This window comes from Crossiella sp. SN42 (genome assembly GCF_023897065.1).
In the GTDB taxonomy this organism is placed as follows: Bacteria; Actinomycetota; Actinomycetes; order Mycobacteriales; family Pseudonocardiaceae; genus Crossiella.
Genome location: NZ_JAMHIV010000004.1, coordinates 126,772 through 146,154 on the forward strand (window position 1 = coordinate 126,772; position 19,383 = coordinate 146,154).

General features: G+C 68.0%; 22 protein-coding genes. 14 read left to right on the forward strand and 8 right to left on the reverse strand.

Going from position 1 to position 19,383, the window contains the following annotated elements; translation table 11 throughout:
* Window positions 1-170: 170 nt before the first annotated feature.
* The gene (locus M8C13_RS06975; RefSeq protein ID WP_252479647.1) at window positions 171-2,396 is read left to right on the forward strand and encodes a pentapeptide repeat-containing protein; all 2,226 of its coding nucleotides are present in this window, start codon (window positions 171-173) and stop codon (window positions 2,394-2,396) included.
* Between the two features lie 197 nt (window positions 2,397-2,593).
* Here the strand turns inward: M8C13_RS06975 and M8C13_RS06980 are convergent, their stop codons facing one another.
* The 4 genes from M8C13_RS06980 to M8C13_RS06995 all read right to left on the reverse strand — a co-directional run bounded on the left by M8C13_RS06980 (window position 2,594) and on the right by M8C13_RS06995 (window position 6,025).
* A complete protein-coding gene (locus M8C13_RS06980; RefSeq protein ID WP_252479648.1) occupies window positions 2,594-2,917 on the reverse strand; it encodes a hypothetical protein in 324 nt (107 codons plus the stop codon).
* Entirely contained in the window at window positions 2,910-3,371 is a 462-nt protein-coding gene (locus M8C13_RS06985) for a hypothetical protein (protein ID WP_252479649.1), read from the reverse strand. The genes M8C13_RS06980 and M8C13_RS06985 overlap by 8 nt, the downstream gene beginning before the upstream one ends.
* Window positions 3,372-3,818: 447 nt before the next feature.
* Window positions 3,819-4,712, reverse strand: coding sequence for a phosphotransferase (locus M8C13_RS06990; RefSeq protein WP_252479650.1), 894 nt, complete (start codon window positions 4,710-4,712; stop codon window positions 3,819-3,821).
* Window positions 4,709-6,025: an XRE family transcriptional regulator gene (locus M8C13_RS06995; RefSeq protein WP_252479651.1), complete on the reverse strand. Its 1,317-nt coding sequence runs from the start codon at window positions 6,023-6,025 to the stop codon at window positions 4,709-4,711. The genes M8C13_RS06990 and M8C13_RS06995 overlap by 4 nt, the downstream gene beginning before the upstream one ends.
* 575 nt (window positions 6,026-6,600) lie before the next feature.
* On the opposite strand from M8C13_RS06995, the gene M8C13_RS07000 reads away from it, so the two are divergent.
* From M8C13_RS07000 to M8C13_RS07040, 9 genes are all read left to right on the forward strand, one after another.
* Entirely contained in the window at window positions 6,601-6,813 is a 213-nt protein-coding gene (locus M8C13_RS07000; RefSeq protein ID WP_252479652.1) for a hypothetical protein, read from the forward strand.
* Window positions 6,814-7,058: 245 nt separating this feature from the next.
* Window positions 7,059-7,202, forward strand: coding sequence for a hypothetical protein (locus tag M8C13_RS07005; RefSeq protein WP_252479653.1), 144 nt, complete (start codon window positions 7,059-7,061; stop codon window positions 7,200-7,202).
* A gap of 341 nt (window positions 7,203-7,543) precedes the next feature.
* Window positions 7,544-7,918 carry a hypothetical protein gene (locus M8C13_RS07010; RefSeq protein WP_252479654.1) on the forward strand — a complete coding sequence of 125 codons (375 nt, stop codon included), beginning with the start codon at window positions 7,544-7,546 and terminating at the stop codon, window positions 7,916-7,918.
* Between the two features lie 20 nt (window positions 7,919-7,938).
* The gene (locus M8C13_RS07015; RefSeq protein ID WP_252479655.1) at window positions 7,939-8,373 is read left to right on the forward strand and encodes a hypothetical protein; all 435 of its coding nucleotides are present in this window, start codon (window positions 7,939-7,941) and stop codon (window positions 8,371-8,373) included.
* Window positions 8,370-8,726 (forward strand): RNA polymerase-binding protein RbpA, encoded by a 357-nt coding sequence (locus M8C13_RS07020; protein ID WP_252479656.1) that lies wholly within the window; start codon window positions 8,370-8,372, stop codon window positions 8,724-8,726. The genes M8C13_RS07015 and M8C13_RS07020 overlap by 4 nt, the downstream gene beginning before the upstream one ends.
* Window positions 8,723-9,532, forward strand: a complete 810-nt coding sequence (locus M8C13_RS07025) for a hypothetical protein (RefSeq protein ID WP_252479657.1) — start codon at window positions 8,723-8,725, stop codon at window positions 9,530-9,532. Before M8C13_RS07020 ends, M8C13_RS07025 begins: the two co-directional genes overlap by 4 nt.
* Complete coding sequence (locus M8C13_RS07030; protein ID WP_252479658.1) at window positions 9,525-9,869, forward strand: hypothetical protein; 345 nt, start codon at window positions 9,525-9,527, stop codon at window positions 9,867-9,869. Before M8C13_RS07025 ends, M8C13_RS07030 begins: the two co-directional genes overlap by 8 nt.
* A 56-nt stretch (window positions 9,870-9,925) precedes the next feature.
* Window positions 9,926-10,750, forward strand: coding sequence for a DddA-like double-stranded DNA deaminase toxin (locus M8C13_RS07035; protein ID WP_252479659.1), 825 nt, complete (start codon window positions 9,926-9,928; stop codon window positions 10,748-10,750).
* Entirely contained in the window at window positions 10,747-11,208 is a 462-nt protein-coding gene (locus M8C13_RS07040) for an Imm1 family immunity protein (protein WP_252479660.1), read from the forward strand. The genes M8C13_RS07035 and M8C13_RS07040 overlap by 4 nt, the downstream gene beginning before the upstream one ends.
* 360 nt (window positions 11,209-11,568) lie before the next feature.
* Here M8C13_RS07040 and M8C13_RS07045 read toward each other — a convergent pair whose 3' ends face one another.
* The 4 genes from M8C13_RS07045 to M8C13_RS07060 all read right to left on the reverse strand — a co-directional run bounded on the left by M8C13_RS07045 (window position 11,569) and on the right by M8C13_RS07060 (window position 15,005).
* On the reverse strand, window positions 11,569-11,853 hold the full coding sequence (locus tag M8C13_RS07045) for a hypothetical protein (RefSeq protein ID WP_252479661.1): 285 nt from the start codon (window positions 11,851-11,853) through the stop codon (window positions 11,569-11,571).
* Window positions 11,854-12,034: 181 nt separating this feature from the next.
* Window positions 12,035-12,913: a hypothetical protein gene (locus tag M8C13_RS07050; RefSeq protein WP_252479662.1), complete on the reverse strand. Its 879-nt coding sequence runs from the start codon at window positions 12,911-12,913 to the stop codon at window positions 12,035-12,037.
* A 330-nt stretch (window positions 12,914-13,243) separates the two neighbouring features.
* Window positions 13,244-14,503: a helix-turn-helix transcriptional regulator gene (locus tag M8C13_RS07055; RefSeq protein WP_252479663.1), complete on the reverse strand. Its 1,260-nt coding sequence runs from the start codon at window positions 14,501-14,503 to the stop codon at window positions 13,244-13,246.
* Complete coding sequence (locus M8C13_RS07060; RefSeq protein WP_252479664.1) at window positions 14,451-15,005, reverse strand: NUDIX hydrolase; 555 nt, start codon at window positions 15,003-15,005, stop codon at window positions 14,451-14,453. The genes M8C13_RS07055 and M8C13_RS07060 overlap by 53 nt, the downstream gene beginning before the upstream one ends.
* A 511-nt stretch (window positions 15,006-15,516) precedes the next feature.
* On the opposite strand from M8C13_RS07060, the gene M8C13_RS07065 reads away from it, so the two are divergent.
* The 4 genes from M8C13_RS07065 to M8C13_RS07080 all read left to right on the forward strand — a co-directional run bounded on the left by M8C13_RS07065 (window position 15,517) and on the right by M8C13_RS07080 (window position 19,350).
* Window positions 15,517-15,957 (forward strand): phosphoribosyltransferase, encoded by a 441-nt coding sequence (locus tag M8C13_RS07065; RefSeq protein ID WP_252479665.1) that lies wholly within the window; start codon window positions 15,517-15,519, stop codon window positions 15,955-15,957.
* Entirely contained in the window at window positions 15,954-17,024 is a 1,071-nt protein-coding gene (locus M8C13_RS07070; RefSeq protein ID WP_252479666.1) for a hypothetical protein, read from the forward strand. Before M8C13_RS07065 ends, M8C13_RS07070 begins: the two co-directional genes overlap by 4 nt.
* A gap of 221 nt (window positions 17,025-17,245) precedes the next feature.
* Window positions 17,246-18,004, forward strand: coding sequence for a hypothetical protein (locus M8C13_RS07075; protein WP_252479667.1), 759 nt, complete (start codon window positions 17,246-17,248; stop codon window positions 18,002-18,004).
* Complete coding sequence (locus tag M8C13_RS07080) at window positions 18,001-19,350, forward strand: hypothetical protein (protein WP_252479668.1); 1,350 nt, start codon at window positions 18,001-18,003, stop codon at window positions 19,348-19,350. Before M8C13_RS07075 ends, M8C13_RS07080 begins: the two co-directional genes overlap by 4 nt.
* Window positions 19,351-19,383 lie beyond the last annotated feature (33 nt).

Here is a 19,383-nt window from a genome sequence, read left to right on the forward strand (position 1 = left end):
GTCCCCGCACACGCGGGCTGACAGATCAATGGCTGTTGGCATTCCCGAACCACAGATCACTGGGCAGCTCCCGCGAAGGTCCACGCCCAGCGCTGCGCCATTGGGTGTGACTTCGGGACTCAGGGGGCGTGGCACCCCCGGTCGTGATGGTGCTGGCCTAGAACTGCCCGATGCCCGATGACACCACCAACACGAGGCCTCGTTTCACACCCGACTGGCCTACCTGCACCGAGGACGCGGGACAGTGCACCGGTCGGCGGCTTGAGGGGTTCGAACAGTGCCTTGCGCACCTGACTGCAGACGACCTTGATACCGCACTCGCCCGGTTCACTCCCGGGGCCGATGTGGACCTTCGCGGCACGGCCCTGACCCCAGGGCTTCTCCACCGCCTGTTGGCGGGCATGTCCGAGGGCGGGGGCCCGGCCCCCTCCCCTCCTCGTCTTGGCCATGCAGACTTCGGACACTGCTTCTTCTCCGGTGATGGCCCACAGCACAACGACCATGCCACGCCCAGCGACCACACTGCTACCTTCAAGTTCAGCGGCGCGAGGTTCGGCGGGGACGCTTGGTTCGGCGGCGCAGAGTTCGGCGGGGCCGCCGGGTTTGACGGCGTGACATTCGGCGGGGAGGCCGGGTTCGGCGGCGCGGAGTTCGGCGGGGAAGCCCGGTTCGACGGCGCGGAGTTCGGCCGGGCCGCCGGGTTTGACGGCGCGGAGTTCGGCGGGGAAGCCTCGTTCGACGGCGTGACATTCGGAGCGGCCGCCTGGTTCGACGGCGCAGAGTTCGGCGGGGAAGCCCGGTTCGGCGACGCGAAATTCGGCGGGGCCGCCGGGTTCGGCGACGCGAAATTCGGCCGGGCCGCCGGGTTCGGCGGCGCGGACTTCGGCCAAGCCGCTTGGTTCGGCGGCGTGACATTCGGCGGGGAAGCCGGATTCATCGACGTGACGTTCGGAGCGGCCTCCTGGTTCGGCAGCGCGGACTTCGGCCAGGCCGCTTGGTTCGGCGGCGCGACGTTCGGCGGGGAAGCCGGGTTCGGCGACGCGAAATTCGGCGGGGACGCCTCGTTCGACGGCGCAGAGTTCGGCGGGGAAGCCCGGTTCGACGGCGCGACGTTCGCCAGGGACGCCAGGTTCGGCGGCGCGACGTTCGGCGGGGAAGCCTGGTTCACCGACGCGACGTTCGGCAGCGACGCCAGGTTCGGGCCGTTGGTGGCGAACACGCTTTCGGTGGATGGCGCGTCGTTCGCGAAGCGAGTCGTTGTTGAGGCGGAGACGAACAGGCTTTCGGCCGGGCACACGCGGTTTGAAGGTGGGGTGGAGCTCCGTGTGCGGTACGCGAGGATCGATGCGCGCGGCGCATTCTTCGGCGCGCCTTCCTCGCTGAGCGGCGCGCCAGCACCATTCGAGCACGCGAGCTTGGCCGTGGCAGCGGAGCAGGAACAGATCAGCGCATGGGTCGCTGAGCGGGACGGCACCGACCCGGTGAGTGTGTCCCAGCCTCGCGGAGCTGGTCTTGAGGAGTGGGTTCCGCAGCTGCTGTCGGTGCAGGAGACCGATGTCTCGCAGCTGACGTTGGCCGATGTGGACCTGCGGTGGTGCCGCTTCGCCGGCGCCCACCAGCTGGACAAGCTCCGCCTGGAAGGTCGTAGCCCGTTCAACGAGCCACCCGGTGGCTGGCAGATCGGCCTGGCCTGGCCGCCGGTGTGGCGGTGGACCTCGCGGCGAGTGCTGGCCGAGGAACACCCGTGGCGTGCCGGGCGGCGCAAGTCCGGCGGCTGGACCAAGAACCTCCCCGATTCCCATGGTGTCGTTTTCGATGTTGCTGAGCGTCCGCCGGTGGGCCCGGAGCGGCTGGTGGTGGTGTACCGGTCGTTGCGCAAGGCCTTGGAGGATGCCAAGAACGAGGCCGGGGCCGGGGACTTCTACTACGGCGAGATGGAGGCGCGCCGTCACGCCCCCTCCACCGGGTTCCTGGAACGCGTCCTGCTCACGGTGTACTGGCTGGTCTCCGGATACGGGCAACGCGCCAGCCGCGCACTCGCGGTCCTGGCCGCCACCATCGGCGTGCTCTTCATCCTGCTAACCACCTACGGCCTGCCACAGGACACCGCGCTGCAGCAGGTCACCGGCACGATCCCAGCCGCGGTGGCCGAGCGAGGGCAGCAGATCACCCTGGAGGTCAAGCCCGCACCCGCGACGCCCCCACCGCCGGACCAGCGCTGGACCCGGGACCGGATGGACAAGGCGATCCGCATCGCGCTGGGGTCGGTGGTCTTCCGTGACGCCGACCAGCGGCTTACCCCTGCCGGGGTGTGGACGGTCATGGCCGGGCGCGCCTTCGGCCCACTGCTGCTGGCCCTAGCCGCGCTGGCGATCCGCGCCCGCGTCAAACGGTAAACACGCCACTCCGCCAGCGCGCAGAGGAGCTTCGCGCGAACTCCACCAGCTAGCCTGCTCGCCATGGCCAGCCGGGTCCGCACGCTACTTGCCGCGATGGGCCTCCGGCCGAGGCCCCGCCAACCTGTCCGATGCCCAGGATGCGGAGCCACCAGGCTCATGCTGGGTGTCGACCCGAGCGGGCATCTGGTCCCGACCTACTGCTGCCCGCGGGCAGTCCGCCGGTAGGCCACGGTGCGGGCGTCCAGCTGGGTGGAGATCCTGTAGGCCGGACTGGCAGGTGTCGGCATGCACCGGTGGTCCATGCTCAGTGCCCGGTAGCGCCAGGATAGGCGGTCCGCGGCGTCTGCCGCCGCGAACAGGGTTTCCGGTGTCGGCCGCTGTTGGGCGGCCGACACCGCGCGCTGGTAGGCCGCCAGCTCCTCACACCAGGAGCTGATGGAGGTGGGCGACTCCAGGTGCAGGCCGTCCACGACCACCACGAGCTGCTCCGGCCGGCTGGGCGTCGCATCCTCAGCCATACACATTTTTGGGGGCGTAGAGCGAGAACGACGCCAGGTACTGCGCGCGTAGCCGGTCGATGGGCTTGCCCCGGAGCTTCGCGCACACCTCCAGCGCCTGGCGCAGCGCGGTGTCCAGCGCCCAGTACACGTCGGTCGACTTCCCACGGTTACCCGGCTCGGGGGAACCGATGAAGGCCAGCACCGCGCCCCTGATGTCGACCAGGACCGTGGCCAACGACACGGCCGGGTCCTCGTCGCCCTGTTCGCGGCCGGGGCCGATCCACTCGTACTTCTCGGCGACCGCGCGGCAGGTATCCAGGATTCGAGGCACCTCGGCCACGGCCGTCTCGGGCCACCCGTCAGCGTGCCGCAGCGCCGCCAAGTGGCCGGCGAGCCCCTTCTCCAAGTCTGCGGCCGCGTCCTTCAAGGCCAAGGTTTCCTTGGTGGCCGATTCCCTGCTGGTGCTCTCCATCTGGCCCCCTGGCTCGTCCGATCGGCTCATCGATCGCGCTTGACGCTAGCTGGTTACCTGGAGTAGCGGCGAGTCGAAGGCGGCCACCGCAGCACGGATGGACGACACGCGCACGGAGGCGCAGAATCGAACGTATGAGCGAACCGCACCAACCGAACCCAGCCCTGGCGCGACTGTTCTCGACACCACAGCCCGTGTGGGTCGACGTGGAGGAGCAGTACAGGCTGGCGTTCGTCGGGGACCCAAGATCAGAGCGAGCGCTCCCGGGCGCACTGCGGCTTGTCGGCCGCGAACGCGGGTGGCTGGATGCGTGGCTCCGGACTGAGGAGGGCTACTGGGTCGGCCTAGTGCGCTACCAGCTCACCCGCACCCCGGCGGGCATGGGGCCCTTGAGCCTGCGGACCGTGGAGACACGGCGGGTGCTGCGGCCCCGCTGACGCCCCCTGTCTAGGGGACGGCGTGCCACCCGCGCCACGGCCGAGGACCGCTGTGGCCGCGGAGGCAAGCGATGCGGTGGGCGGCTTGCCGCGCGTACTGACCGGGGTCTCGTTCAGCCACTTGAACGGCCATTGTGGTCATTCGCAGCTCGCGGATGTCTCGCAGCACGGCATAGCCCTCCCAGCGCGTCACATCGTGGCCGTAGGCGTCGCAGTAGCTTTTCCATTGCTCCGCGTCCAGCCACCCGGTGCTGGTGTAGGAGACGGCGGTGGAGGTGAGATCCCACTCCGGCGGGCCGAGGGCTACGCGCTCGAAGTCCAGCAGGACGGCGTGGCCGTTACCCAGCCGGGCGATGTTGCCGCGCCATGCATCACCGTGAACGACCCGGTGTGGCAGGCCCGGGGGCAGGTTGGCATACCGCTGACGAAGCTCATCCAGCCTGTCAAGCAGCCAAGCGCGATCGTCGTCGCCGGCGCTCGTCGCAGCCTGGATGCGTTCAGCCAGCCGCACGAAGGGCGCCAGCTTCGGCAGCGCGATCGTGGGCGGGGCAAGGCGGTGGAAGGCGCGTAGCGCAACGGCAACGTCGACAACAGTGCCGGGTTCGTGCGGGGGCAGTTCCTGCCAAAACGTCACCGGGCGTCCAGCGACGTTCACCGGCTGATGCAGACCGTCGAGCACGCGGACGGCGGCCACCCCGCCGTCGGCGAGCCATCGAGCTACGCCTACCTCCTTGGCCGCTGCCGCGTCCTGGTCGTGCTGGCCGATGCGGACAACGACGCCTGCCGGGAGCCGCCACAGCGCGTTCTCTCCCAGTCGAATCAGCTCTGCGCCTTGTGCGTCGAGCCCGAAGCGGCCGGCCGCTTCCTCCAGGATGGCGCGACCACTGGCCTCCGGCGGAGTCACGCCTTGACCACCGCGCCGAGCTTGCTGGTCAGCTCCGCAACTTCGCTCTTGCGCTGGTGCGGCTCGGCCAGCGTTTGCAGCGTGCGGAGATCGTCAGCCGCGCGTCGGGATCGGACCGGGCCTGTCCAGTCCAACGCCTGCCGCCCCAGTGTGGCTGCCTCGATCGGGTCGCCGGTCGCCATGATCAGGGACGCCAGCTTGATCTGGCTGATCATGCGGGATCGTGCGTGTCGGTCGTCGTGTCCGGCCACGGCGGCAGCGAGGCGGTTGCGTGCCTCGGTGGCGAATCTCCCAGCCATGGCCGTGTCCCACAGGGCGTGTCCGGTGTCGCCGTAGTGCTGGGCGGCGTCGTAGTAGGCCATCCACGGTGGGTCGTTGTGGGGACGGGCGCGGGCGAAAGCCTCATCCGCCGCGCCGACGGCTGCTGCGGCCTCTTCGACCCGGCGAAGTTTGGCCAGCGCCCGTGCCCGCGCTGTGTGGAGCATGGCCAGCTCGGTCCCGGTCAGCCGGTCTGAGCGCACTAGCGCAAGTTCGGCTTGGGTCAGCCCGGTGTCGGGATCGCCGCACCAGATGGAATGCCGGGCCATCGACGAGAGAACTTTCGCGCGCAGGTGCCAGTCTGCGCTGTCCTCGGCACAGCGCAGCGCGAAGGTGAACATGCGTCGGGCATCGTCGTGGGCGTAGCTGTCGAAGGCCATGAAAGCGGCCACGTGGGCGAGGTAACCCACAGCGGATTGCAGTTCGTGTTCGACGGCGGGCGCGCACCGGGCGTTGAGCAGTTCGACGCAGTAGCGCAACTGGGCGACAACGGCTTCCCGGATCAACCCACTGCCGTAGGTGGCGTCCCAGTTTGCGAAGACGCCCGCGAGTTCGCGAACCTCTGCGACTTCGGCCGGCCCGACTACCGAGGGTACGGGCGCGGGTTGCGGGTTCTGGAAAAGTTCAGTGGGTCTCGACTGACCTAGGGCCACTCCGGCGGTCATCCCGACTGCGGCCCGGAGGAACTGCTGACGGTCCACAGGAGCAGTAGAACGGGTACGGCGTGGTCGATGGAACCCCAGTTCTGCGTCGGTCTCGACCTGGAGGGCAGCTCGAAAGGCCGCCCTGCGGACAGCCTCGCGCGGGCGACCGATGACACCCTGTTCCAGCTTGGCGATGGTGTCGTAGGTGACCGGCGGGGCCTTCGGGTCCAGCTTGAACAGCCGTTTATTGACGAGATCGGCCAGCTCCTGGCGCGAAAGCGCCTGGTCCGGTGCGTTGGGCGACTTCATCGCCTCGCGCCGCGTGATGAGATCGAGGTTCGGTGCTGGCACGGAGTCCTCCCTGACGTGCGGTGTCCAGTTTGGCACTTTCCGTAGCCGTCCGAAACGGGCGAGCATCCGGGAAAACATCCAGAAAAGATCCAGGCTGTCTGCCACTTGACATCCAGGCTAAGTGGTGTTCCGTGATCAACGGCACTCGGTGAGGCTGGGGTATGAACAGCGCGGCAGGCCGTGCAGGCGAGTTTCCAACCAGAAGATCCGACGAGGGTTGGCGCGGTCATCGTCCCTGTTCAGCCGAGTGAGGCAAGCCAGGCTCCATGCCTGACGGAGCATCGTCCACTCGGTCCCGGCAGACGACTGACGACCTGCGAGGAGTTCGCTATGCCTGTCGATCAGGGTGCCCCGGTAACGCCGGTCCTCCCCCCGAGGGCAAAGACGTTGCCGTGCTACGACGCCTCCGACCGGAGACGGCGCATGCACTTCATTCCGGAAGGGACCGGGGGCACGCTCCTGGTGCCGCCGGGAGAGACCGCGAGGCTCGACGCCGCGGAGTTGTCGGAGCTTGCCGACCTCATGGGCGAGCACGCCCGCACGCTCCCCGAAGTGCCCACCCCTCGGGGTGGTGCGTGATGTGGCCGGTCAAACACGCGGTCTCCGTCAGCCTGAATACCCAACTGCGGGTCTACCAGTTCGGCGAGGACGCGGCGGCACTCGACCTGGCACGCAAGGACGGCGTTCGGTCCCTCCTGGGCCTCATCGTGCTCCTGGAGAAGCACCGGCCGGACGAAGACGGGTTGTGCGAGCGGTGCGCTACGGATGACCGGCCTGTCTGGCGCTGACTGCGTCGCCACCGCGACCCGGTTCCCTGTCGTGCTTACCCGCTTGTGTTCGCTGACCTCCACGACGGCCGGCATGGGCGGCACAGCCCGCCAACCCCGAGACCGCTGGCCACCGCCGCGTGAGGTCACCGCGGTAACCCGGTCGGTGCCGCCATCCCCCGCCCGCGTCCCTCTCCCACAGCTCGACGCGGGGGCGGCACCGACCGTCTAGCACCGAGTTTCCTTGAGTACGAACAGGATTGCCCATGCAGGTCTCAACCGGCCGCTACCAGGTGCCGCTGATGCTCGGGGCACCGACGGACTTCGTCCTGGGGTGCATTGTGGTTTTGGCGAGCGCCGTCGCGCTTGCCGTGACCATCACGCTCGTTGTCCGGGAGATCGGCAAGTGACCGCTGACGCGAATCTGTTGTGGTGCAACAGCTTGCGGGACCGCGAGACGCACGCGTTCACCGGGTTCGCTAGCTACACGGACCTGCCCGACCAGGCGACGTCCTATTGCGGCAAGACGTTTGACAAGACCGAGCTTGTCCCTCGCCAGGGTGGAGCACCGTGCATGGGGTGCCTCGGTGCCGGTGTTATTTCCCGCACGATCCCAGGAATCAGTTCTACGTAAGGCTTCCCGGTCGGCCGCTGTCTTCCGCCCATACCGCGGCTGGTCGGGAAAGGGGTCGTGGGCGGCTGCACGGCGCGGGTCGCCCACGGCCCCACCCAAAACGCATGAAGGATGACCATGAACAACGAGCTGGGCCGCGCCATCGCGGTCAGCGTCTGCCTGCTGGTGCCCCGCCTGGTCGAGCCTGCGGCCCTGCGCCCCTTCGAGATCGACCCGCTCATCCGGCCCGAGTACATCCTTGGCCTGCTGCTCCACCACCCGATCAACGCCGACGCAGGCGATGCGGTCTACGGATGGAACCGCATCTTCCGGGGCCGCCGGGTGGCCTCGGCCATCCGGACGTGGCACCTGATCCACGTCCACGACTACGACCAGTCCACGATCGCCCACCTGGACAGCGTTCCGGCGTTGGACGTGGGGCGCGCGCTCACCCTGGCCCGCGAGTTCCAACCCAGCTTGCCTGACCCAGTTAGTTTGATCAACAACAGCTAGATCTTAAGGGGGACAAGCAAATGAACTTCGATGTCCTAGATGCCCTACCGGCCGACTACTGCCAAGACATGATCGACAAGGCTGTCCACAGTCTGCCGATCGAGGACTTGGAGGTCGGCCTCGCCAAGCTGGACCAGATCATCGCCATGGTCGGAAGCACCTACCGCGCAATGCCGATGTACTCGTTGAGCAACAGGATCCTTCAACTCGGCCACCTCCACGAGCACCTCGTGACAGTCCTCCGTATGTGCCGCGAACAAGAATTCGACCTTCCAATCGACCTGGTGATGGCGAAGAAGGAGATGGCCGAACGTCGGGCCACGGCCGCCGAAGCCAGCAAGCCTGCCGACGAGGACGGCTCCGGCTCGGTCGACGCGCCCGCCCCAGCCGCCGCGGAAGCCGCCGAGGTCGGTAGCGAGCAGCCCAGCACGCCGGGAGCGGAAGGCGCGGAGTGAGCGACTTGCGGTTACGAGGGTGGCGACTGAGTGGCCACGTCAGCTACGAGCAGGAGTACGACGCGGGCGCGGCAACCAAGTCGATCGCCTACGACTGCCCGAAGGGCTGCACGTTCACCATCCCCTTCGCCGAGGACGCCGAGGTCCCGCCGACGTGGGAATGCCGGCATCACGGCGCCGAGAGCGCCTGCGCGGTTCGGGAGAACGAGCCGGAGCCCAAGAAGGTCAAGCCACCCCGCACGCACTGGGACATGTTGCTGGAGCGGCGAAGCATCGACGAGTTGGAGGAGTTGTTGAACGAAAAGCTGGCCGAACGGGCGGCTGAACGTCGGCCACCCAGGAGGAACCGATGAAGCCAGCACCGACACGTAAAGCACTCGCCAAGCTCCACAAGTCCGCGGCCACCTCCAGCACGAACGTGGAGCTGATCACGAAGTGCCTGCTCGGCGTCCTGGATGTCATGGACGCCACCGCAGGCACAGCCAATGACTTCGATCTGGAGCAGCTGGAAGACCTGGGCATCGAACTTGACGAAGTGCTGGGCTGGCTGACCAGCGCCTTCCCCAAGCTGGTCGAGATCGCCGTGTTGGTGCGCTCGGCTGCGGCAGAGCTGCAAATCCGCCATGACGCGGGCAACGCACCTGTGGCGAGGTCGGCGGACTGGATCGACGAGTTCCGGACCCTGAGTCGGCAGTTCACCAGCGCGGCAGCGAACCTCCAGCAGTTCAGCACCGGCACCCTCCCGGAGCCGAGGCCCGACCTCGCAGCACACCAGTTGGCCGAGCAGGGCGTCAGGTTCACGCGGCCCGAACTCGATCGGGCCTTCGCCGCGGCCGACCTCGCGCTGACCCAGGACCTGACCACGAAGGAGCTGGCCGCCGCTGAGGACGACTTCACCGAGGCCGCCGCCGAGCTGAAGCAACTGCGCGCCGGTCGTGCCCTGCGCAAGCCCACCGTGACCGTCGAGGAGTTCGGCAAGGGCCACGAGCGCTACACCTTGGCCTTGGACACCTTGGCCAGCAAGTTCAAGGAGCACGAGGCGGTTCTGGTCTCGACGGCACTGCGCGTGCTCCAGGAGATCGAACCCAGCCTGAAACTCGTGCGGCCCGGCAAGGGCCGGGGCCGCCGAGCTGCTGAGCAAGGAGCCGACGTTGAGTGATTGCCTGGACCTGTTGGACATCCCGCCCGCCCTGCTGGGCCGGGTCCTCCTGGCCATCTACACCAGCGACGAGGCGCACGCGGTAGGCAGGTCGGCAGTCGACGTGGTGCACGGTGCCCACAACCTCTGGACGGTCGGCGCTGCCGCCGGAACCCGCTCCTCCCCACCGGCCGACTCCGACGCCGAGGAAGCGGTCACCGCCCTGCGACAGCTGCTCGAACGGCGCGCGACCTTCGAGCAAGAGCTGGAGGACTACCGCGCGCTCGTCATCGAGACTGTGGAGGACTTCAGGGACCAGGTGCAGGCGCACGGCACAGCACCGGACTGGCTCTGCTGAGCACGGTCTGTCGGGCCTGGGTGTCACCATGAGGTGTCAGCCGGGGAAGGGGGGCCATGAGCGGCGACCTCGCCAAAATCATCAAAGCGCTGCACCAGGTGCTGGCCACCGTCGAGAAGGCCGAGAAGGCGATCGGCAAGGCCGATGACCTGCTAGACGACACGGTCAGGTTCTTCCGCGAGCCGCTGGCCGGTGCGGAAGTCGAGGCGGAGGTCTTCGGCCTCATCGAGCAGGGACAGATGGGGCTGCGCCAGGCCCTGCCCCTGTGCTCCCGAGCCGACGAAGCCGTAGGCCGCATCCTCGCCACCGCCAGCCCTGGCGCGGCGAGTGCCCCCGCGACGACCACCCCCAGGCCGGACCCGCCGTCGCGGAGCGTGCCCCACCCCTCCACCCTGCCCAAGCCCTTGATGGACCGCGCCCTAGACCCGGCCTGGGCGCGGGAACAGCAGGCGAAGCTGGCCGACCGCACCAGCGATACGGCCACCACCGGGTTGTTGACCGTGCCGGGCGGGGACGACCTCTACATCACCAGCGGGTTTCCCCGCCCCCAGCAAGGACAGCCACTCACTGAGGTCGACCGCGCCGAGCTTGACCGGCTCCACCGCGTTGAGCTGACGTTGCGGACCAGCGGGTTCGCCGCGACGCTGCCGGACCGTGGGCAGCTGGCCGTCACTGGCCACGTTGAGGTCAAGGCCGCCTCGATCATGCGCGAACTGGGCCTGACCTTCGGCAAGATGGCGATCAACCACACGGCGGTCTGCCGCGGCCCCTACGGCTGTGTGGAGGCTGTGCCGATGTTGCTTCCGCAGGGCTCCATGCTGGTGGTGTGGGAGCGCGGGGCGACCGAACCGATAGTCCTGAAGGGAAAGGCGACGCCGTGACCGAGACCGTGGTGAGTGCGCTGGTGAACAACCGGCTGCGGTACGCGCGCCAGCCCAGCGAGGTTGAGGCGCTGCTGGCCGAGGCGCTGTCCCCGGGCGCGGGGGTCGTGCAGTGGTTCGTCTCCGACCGGGAGGCATCCACGGGCACCGACGGCAGGCAGCGGTACTACCCGGATGTCAGGCTGTTGACCTCGGTCGGGGAGGACGGGGTGTCAGCAGCGGTGAGCTACCTCGCTCCCAAGTCCGAGGAGTTCCCGGACGGGGTGCTCGTGGACTCACTCGCCGAGCAGCTGTCGCCCGAACCGGTCGAGCTGACGTTTGACTGGCAGTCGGGCCTGACGTTTCCCGAGACGGCCGCGGTGCCGATCGCAGCGGTTGAGGAGGCGGTGCGGGAGTTCTGCCGGACCGGCGGGAGGCAGCCAACGGCGGTCCGGTGGCAGCCTGGCCAGCACATCTAGGCTCTGAGCAGCTCTCCGGCAAGCTCCAGCAGCCGAGGCCCCGACACGGCCGCCCACGCCGGGCTGGCTCAAGCGCCCCACGAACTCCTCGAGGTCAGCGGCCGTGGCGACGGTGAACTCGGCGGCGGCACCGGTGCCATTACCGGGAAGTACCCGCCGCTGGGCCCAGAGTGTGGCCACCGCCTGCACCTCCTCCTGCCGCTATACCCGCCGGCCAGGCCCACCGTGGCAGCCGGGCAGATGATCTTGCAGACTCACGAGCGCAGGCCTTGGACAGGGAGACGCTCAACAAGGTCGCAGCCGTGCACGGCAACGCGGTGCTCGCTGGTCAGATCGCCACCGCGTCGCCCTGCGGTGTGCTCAGCTCTTGGCCAGCCGGTTGACAAACTCCATGGCCTCCTTGGGCTCCGCCTGGGTCAGGACGCGGTACAGCTCGGCAGCCTCGACGCGGCGTCTGCGCAACACCAGTGTGCGCACGGCATCGTGCTCGGGCAGCGGGATGCCGTGCTTGAGGTAGAGCGCGTTGGTCTTCTCCTCCAAGTAGGTCAGCCTCTTGTCCAGCAACCGGTCCCGGCGCCGTTCTGCTCCGACGATCAGGCCGTAGCCAACGATCACGACTGCCACGATCGTCAGCGACAGCAACACAATGTCCACAGTGGACCTTTCTGCGGTTGGTCACCCGGCTTCGGGCGACGGCGAGAACTCCAGGAGTGCATGGCCACGCCCGCAAGGAGCCGGCGGGTCTGGTTACGTCGACGATCGCTTCGGCCGACGGCATGGTGACACGCCTGTGGCCCATCAGGCACGTGAGCGACTTCGCACGCGGTCAGCTCGGCAGGGGTGTCGCGGTGTCGGTGTAGCCGCCCTTGGTGTACTGCCTGAGCAACTGCGGCCCACCGGCCAGCAGCTGCGTGATCTTCTTCTCCGCCTGGGCCAGGTGCACCGCGAGCGCCAGTCGTTCGTCCTGCCGGGCGCAATCCCGCAGGCGAGCCTGCTCGGCCTCGTTCGCCTCGGCGAAGTCGTCCGGGACGGCGACCAGTTCGACCTGAGGCAACTCCAGCAGGTGCTCGACCTGTGCCGACGACGCCGTTCCGACTGTGGGGCGGTTGTCGTTCAGCGCCCGCAGATGCGAGGTCCACAGGTCCGTCAGGATCAGCACCGGCCCGCCAGCCCGAAGCACTGAAGTCAAACCTTCAGCGAGGTCCGCACCGTGGTTGCTGTCGAGGAAGCGGCTGCTCACGTCGTTGAGCCACAGCACGTGCCGTGCGGGCACCCCATCGGCGAGCACATCGCGCAATTGCGCCGGCCCGTCGGGCACGAGGACAGGCCACGACCGCACCTGGTCGCAGGCAAGCAGCGCCTCGTAGGCCGTGCGGGTCTTCCCGACCGCCGAGCCGCCAACCAACACCACCATCAGGCTCTCGTCGGCGCACCTGCCCAACAGCCCCCGCACCACTTCATCGTGACGGCGGACCACGTACCGGGGCAGGCCGGTGGGCTCCTCGTCGCCGACAACGATCGACGCGTGAACACCCAGGTCCCTCGCTGTCCACTCGGAGATCAGCCTGGCAACCGGCCGCGGCCGCGAGGCGCCTGCGACGTCGAGGTGGACACCACCGTGGATGACGCCTGCCTGCACGACAGGGCCGTGCGCAGAACCCACGTAGTTGGACGACACGCGTGCCGTCGTCCGCAGCATCATCACCTGGTGCTCCGCCGTCCACGACGCCCCTCCGGGAACTCGACTCCGAGCCGGACAAGGTCGATCGTGCCAGCATCGAGGCTCAACAAGGGCGGCTCGTCAGCCAAGGTGGAAACAGTCCGAGGTGTATTCGGGCTCAGATCGGCAATGCTCGAACTGCTGCTACCGAGCACTATTCGCTCAGGACGAATACCCCTGTATCAATCACACTGAGTAGCCGGAGGAAGCGGGCTGCTGCGAATCAGCAGGGCGGGGTCTGTTGGGACACCTGTGCCGCACCAGGAAACGCGATGAGATTGCAGGGCTGATGGGTCGCAGCGGCGAACTCGGGTTCTACTGCGCCGTAGCGGCGCCCACCCCGAAGTGGGCTGCGAGTGCAGCGAATTTTTTGTCACGGCGGCGAATGGTGCGGTTGACCAGCTTCCGCATGATCGACGGGCCCAGCGGCTGCTGGGCAGTCCAGTCCGGAGCGAGGCTACGAGCCTGGGCCAACAGGCCCAGCGCATGGGTGTCTCGGCGGAGCTGCACTGCGGCGGCGGCCAGATGCAGTCGATGCCCAGCTTCCCAGAACGCCGGCACAGCGCCATCTGCCTGGGGGACCTTGGCACCGAGCCGAAGCGCGGTTTCCGGGTCACCCTGTCGCAGGGCATGGTCGACATACTGCAGGGCAACGGTCCTCGGCCCGAAGATCGCTGCTTCGCTGGCGGTGTCTTTGCGGGTGCGCGAGGCAGTGACCTCGGCAACCCTGAGCATGTCCGCGCCGCGCGCTGCGTTGCCAGACAGCCGGGCGGCGACCGCGGCGTTGAAGATCAGATTCCCGAACACCCCGGCGTGGACTGGATCCAGGTGCAGCATCTGTGGCTGGATGCCTTCGGCGGCCTTGATCGCCACCCGCTCAGCCTCGGCAGTCCGGTTCTGCCGTATCAGCGCCCACACCGCGTAGCGCATCGAGATCGCCGTTTCGATCTCTGCCGAGTCACATCGTCGAGCGGCATCCAAAGCTCGTTCACTGGCGGTCCAGGCAAGGTCGGTCAGCCCGAATCTGCCAGCTAGGCCGGCGCCCAGGCGGTAGGCAACCGACAGGTGACGCTCTGCCACTGCCTGGGCATCGCCCCGGGTGTTGTGCACGAGGCGGCGGGCGTCGGCCAGCACACTGGGCAACAGGTGCAGCAGGTCGTGGTCGCGGCCTCCCACGTATGTTCTCCATGCGCTGTGGCCGGTCGCGGCGATCGCTTCAACGGAGAAGACTTCGACAGATTCGGCGAAATCATGCAAACCGGGGATTTCCGCGCTCGCGGTGATGGCACGTCGGAGATCATTCAGCGCCTCGGCAGTCTGCTGCTGGCTCGGTGACTCCAGGCCGAGCAACACCGTGACTGTCACATCGAGTCCCCTGGCTAGGCGCTCCACCGTCACCGAACGGCAGTTGCCGCGCTTGCCTGACTCGATCGCACTGATCGTGTCGACGCTGACACCTGACCGTTCGGCCAACTCCTCTTGGGAGTAGCTCCGGGCGCGGCGAAACAAGGCCAGGTTCTCCTCAAGCCGGGTGTGCACCATCACCTCCGCTGGGGGCAGGTTGTCCGAGGCCACGCCAGTCCGTAGTGCGTCCAGAATCGCACAGCGCCGGATGACCGTCGGCGCTGGCTCGGAGCGCGACGGCGATACGCCGCCACAGGCCTTCGCCGACGAGTGGCCGGGCCTCCTCTAGGGTAAACAGGCCCACGGAACGGATCTCAGGATCAGTCAGCGTGATCGCCTCCACCTCGGCCTCGGTGACCAGGCCGCCGTCGAAGATGAATGCGAGCCCTTCAGGCATCGGGTCGCCCTCCACGGCAGGGATGTGATCGACCGCCAGGAGGCGAAGCTCCCGCAACTGAATCCCGACTTCCTCAGCGAGTTCCCGAGAGGCGGTCTTCCAAGGGGACTCGTCGGGGTTGGTCGTGCCACCAGGGATGTCCCAGAGTTCCTTGTATGTGGTCTCCACCAGCATCACTCGTTCGGTGGAGTCCCGGAACAGGACACCGGCGGAGACCCGCTTGCGGTTGAGTGAGGCAGCGTACTCCCGATACGGCAGCAGATGGAGCTTCTTCACCGCAGCAAGGTTACAGGGCGGGCGTTCTGAATCGATAACTCTGTGTCTTACACAGAGATCGGATCTCTAGTTCTGGTCAAACTTCGCATCTCACGCGGTGGTTCTTCCTCGAATGGCCGCTAAGAATGATCATCGCAGACCCCGCATCCACCATGAACCGCAGCTCAATCGGTACTCATGTCGAGATGAGCCTGTTCTTGCCACGGGCCCCCGGCGTGCTTGACGGGGCGAAGTCGCGGCGGGTCTGTACAGGCGGCCGCCGGGCCGGGACCGAGTTGATCGGAGGGGTGTGATGACTTTGAGCTGCCTAAGGCAGAACGTTGCAGCGCAGCGGCCAAGGTCCCCCGCGGGGGCGCCTGCCCTCGCCGCTTTGCCGGCGGGTAGCCCGGGGGTACTGCTGACCGCGGCGGCGTCTTCACACCTGGCGCGCCGCAGACGTCGGGGCCGGAGCGCCTCGCGGCTGGCTGAGGAAGCGGAGCCGATCAGGATCGATGACGATGTTCTCGGGTTGATGGCACTGGAGATCGTTGCTCAGGCATGGAGCGTGGACGATGGCGTGCCAGGTGCCGCTGTCGTGGCGGTGGGTCGCGGCGGCCTGCCCCTAGCGACCCGAATCGCTGCGGTAGCCGAGTTGCCCGAGAGCCGTATCGCGATGTGGTGTCCGGCCACACCCACGATCCTGTTCGACAACCGTTCTGCTGAGTATGCGGCCCCGTCACTGACCGGCCGCCTGGTGATCGTGGCCGCCGGACTCGTCTGCAGCGGCCAGTCGATCGCCGCGGCACATGACACCGTGCGCCAGGCAGGTGCGCGCGTCACGATGCTGGTGGCCGGCGCCATCCACGAGCCGACCTGGTGGCAGCACAACAACGTCGAGCCAGCCGCGCTGCTGGCCTTCATCGGAGCCATCGGGCGATCGGTGTGGATTTCGCTGCCGGGGTCCCCATGTTGACCGCCACCGACCCACGACACCCGCTGGACACTCCCACCCCCGAGGAACAGCACCGCGCCTTGGCCGTCCTGCGCCGGGATCCGGAAACCGCACATCGGAAAGTGCTCGCGCTCTCCACCGACGTGTGCTGGCAAGAAGTGATCTCCTACTGCGGGCCGACCCTGCCGCCGCGGCGCCTGCGCGCACTCCTGCATGACCGACGCACCGACACGTTGCACAGCGCGACTGTCTTGCTCGACCAGGAGAAGATCGACGAGAACAGTCGGCAGGAGACCACCCTCGCTGCTGAGGCGAACTTCCACCCGCACAGCACGCTCTGGCCCGCCGCACAAGGTGACCTGTGGAGCGGCGAACCCCATACCCGGACTGAGGCCGGGGCCTGCTTGACGATCCAAGCGTTCATCACCGGCTTCTCCATGGCTCCTGTGGTGGTGCGGGCGTTTGCCCTGGAACGCGCGGAGCGCAAGGGCCCCATCACCCTCCGAGACTTGCCAGCCCCAGCCCGAGCTCCCTTCCAATGCCGGCTTCCCCCGGAAACGTCAGGGCCTGAAGACGTGCACCTCCACGGCAGTGTGATCACGTGGGACCGCTGGTGCCTGCACGTGGCCATGCACGACACGGGACTCGTGGTCACCGACATCAGCGCGCCCGGACAGTACGGCGCCCGGCAGTTCGTGCACGCCGCGATCGTGCGTCAAGGCACAGCCAAGGCGTACCCGGCGATGCTGGCGGCAGGCGCTGGTCTGCCGCAGAACACGTGCGGTACCCCTCCAGCGGCCGTGTTGGCTGCCTACGGGACCGCCGCCCAGATCTACGGCGGGGGGAGGCATGTCCCGGCAGTCGAGGTGAAACTTGTCCCCGCGCGCACCGTTCGGGGCCAGAGTGCTTTCGCCGGCCCGTGGCTGGTCGTGCAGACCGCCTACCGACTCACTCGGGTCGCTGGGCGACCTCTCGAGGTCACCATGGCTTGGAAGTTCGGTGCAGACGGCTCCGTGCGTGAGGAAACCGCCTTGCCTGACACCGTGCAGGACGGCGGAAAAGTTCCCTTCTCGGCGCCCGTCTATTAGTTCCGCCCGGCACCAGCGGGTCCCAATCGAGCACAGGTGTGAGAGCCACCCATGACATCGCCTCAGCGCCGCGACGCAACCGACAACAGCGACCCGAACGGTCAGCTGCACTGACTGCTGCAACCGTTGCAGCACAACCACTCCTGCCATCAAGATCCACTCACATCCAGGACTTGAACCACGTGCTTACCAATCGCAGAACGCACCGACGGAGTTCCACTGTGGACACCGGTGCCGCTGGCATCGCCACCGTGCAGCAACTCCACCCCTGCCCGAGCGCAACACCCGCGCTGACTACAGACATCGGCGTGTGGCCCGAACACCTCAAGGGGGCGAAACGCGACGAAGTACAGGCCTGGACTGCCCGTCAACTCCAGGACTGTCCTGCCGACAGGCAGCTGAGCGTGAGCCTCGAGGCCGCGACCGCGCTGGAGGCGCAGTACCGCTCGGCACTTGCCGATCCCACCGTAGACGAGCGAGTACTGGCTGAACTGGTGCGGGATCGCTCCTTGGTCTTCGGCGCCTTCGCCACAGCCAATCTCGCCATGCTCCGGAAGCAGCGCACAGTCTCCCGCCAACACCCCGCCGCAGCCACGGAACGCCCGACCGAGCAACACGGAGCTGAGCCCGTAGGCACAACGCCAGGCACCGGTGCCGTGGTACTGCCCTTTCCCACCACACAGCAAGTGCCGGCCGTGAGCAACCGGCTCCTGACACCGGCACGCGCCGCACTCGGTCTCACCGCTGCGGGCGAACGCGGCGTGTTGACGCTGGCCGGATCCATCAGTTCCGAGGACCGGCCGCTCGGCACGGCCTACCGCTGGATCACCCTGCGCCGACACGACCCGGTTCCCCAGCACAGAACACAGGCCCAAGTTCCACCGGTGGCTCACATCCAGTCCCCGCCAGGAACGCCTTCGGTCACAGCCTCGACCACGACCGACGCCTCCAGGCCCTCACACCAGTGCAGGACACCATGATCGAGAGCACGAAGCTCCACGCCACGCTCAAGGTGACACTGCACCGTGCCTTCACCCTCAATCCCCAGTTGCCCTACCAGTCCCCGGCCGCGCTGAACAACCGCCCCACGCACACGCACAGCAGCAGCGCCACACTGGCGGTGGACCGCCTCGACCACCTGCTCACCACGGTCCGCGGTCTACACCCCCACCGGTTGGATCTCACCCGCACAACGAAGATGACGCTGCGCCGAGGTGACCGCGCGTGGCAGTTGGCTGCTCCCGCAGTACGGCACCCCGAGCGCGCGCAGGCCCTGCGCACGCTCCTGAACGACAAGGCCCGATGCTTCGGCGCCATCCGCGAGGCGTACACCCAGGGTGAGGCCGAGCTGGCCTGGTCGCTGACTGAGGCCCTCACCGGCCTGGCGCGCATCACCAACCTCGGGCAGGAATGGCCCGCCGTGCTCCAGTTGGGTATCACCGCGGCCACCGCCTGCGACCACACGCGCGGTGCCGCTGCCCTGCACATCGCGTCGGCCTGGGACTACCTGCTCGACCACCCGCACGACACCGAGGGCATCAGCGCCATCCAGCATCACAGCGAGACGGCACTTGCCCTGGCCCGGGACTGCCACGACAGGGCAGGCCAGGCCGCAGCCTTCGACGTGCTAGCCCACCACGCCCACCTGCGCGGCGCCCACAGGACTTCCGCGAGACACCATGGGCGGGCGATAGCGCGGGATGCCCGCGGCGGTGACCTCCATGGCCTCGCGCAGCACGTGCTGCACCGTGCTCGCCTTCACCTGGCTCGCCGCCGTTTCGTTGAGGCCGCCGACGATGCTGCGCTGGCCGCCGGCGTGGGCGAGGTCCTCAACGAGGATTTCCTCACCGCCGCAGCGTGGCTGGCTTACACCGAGGCCCAGTGGTACCTGGGTGACCCGCACCAGGACGGCGCCCAGGCCGCCGGGCGGGCCTTGCGCATCCTCACTCCGCTCCCAGCGACTCGCCACCTCGCGCCAGCCCATGCCTGGAGCGCGCTCGGGCATGGCCACAACGAAAACCCCGCCGCCCGCGAGGAATGCGCCGCCGAAGCCAGGCTCGCCACGCTCGATGGCTCACCTCAACGGGCCCAGATCGAGCACATCCTGACCCTGACCTCGCCATCCGCGACGGAAACCAGCTACCGGCGCCCAGCACGATGCAGCTGGCGACGCCCGCCCGGGCAGCGCACCACCTTCGGTCATCCCCAAGGCGAGCTGGGCACGCTTCTCGAAGACGCCGACGCCGACATGGTCTACACGCTGCTGAACCGGCTGCCCGCCCTGCCACGACCACCGCGGCGTGAGCGCGGCCGCACTCCCACCTAGCAACCGGCACACCGATGTGCAGTCCAGCCGAGG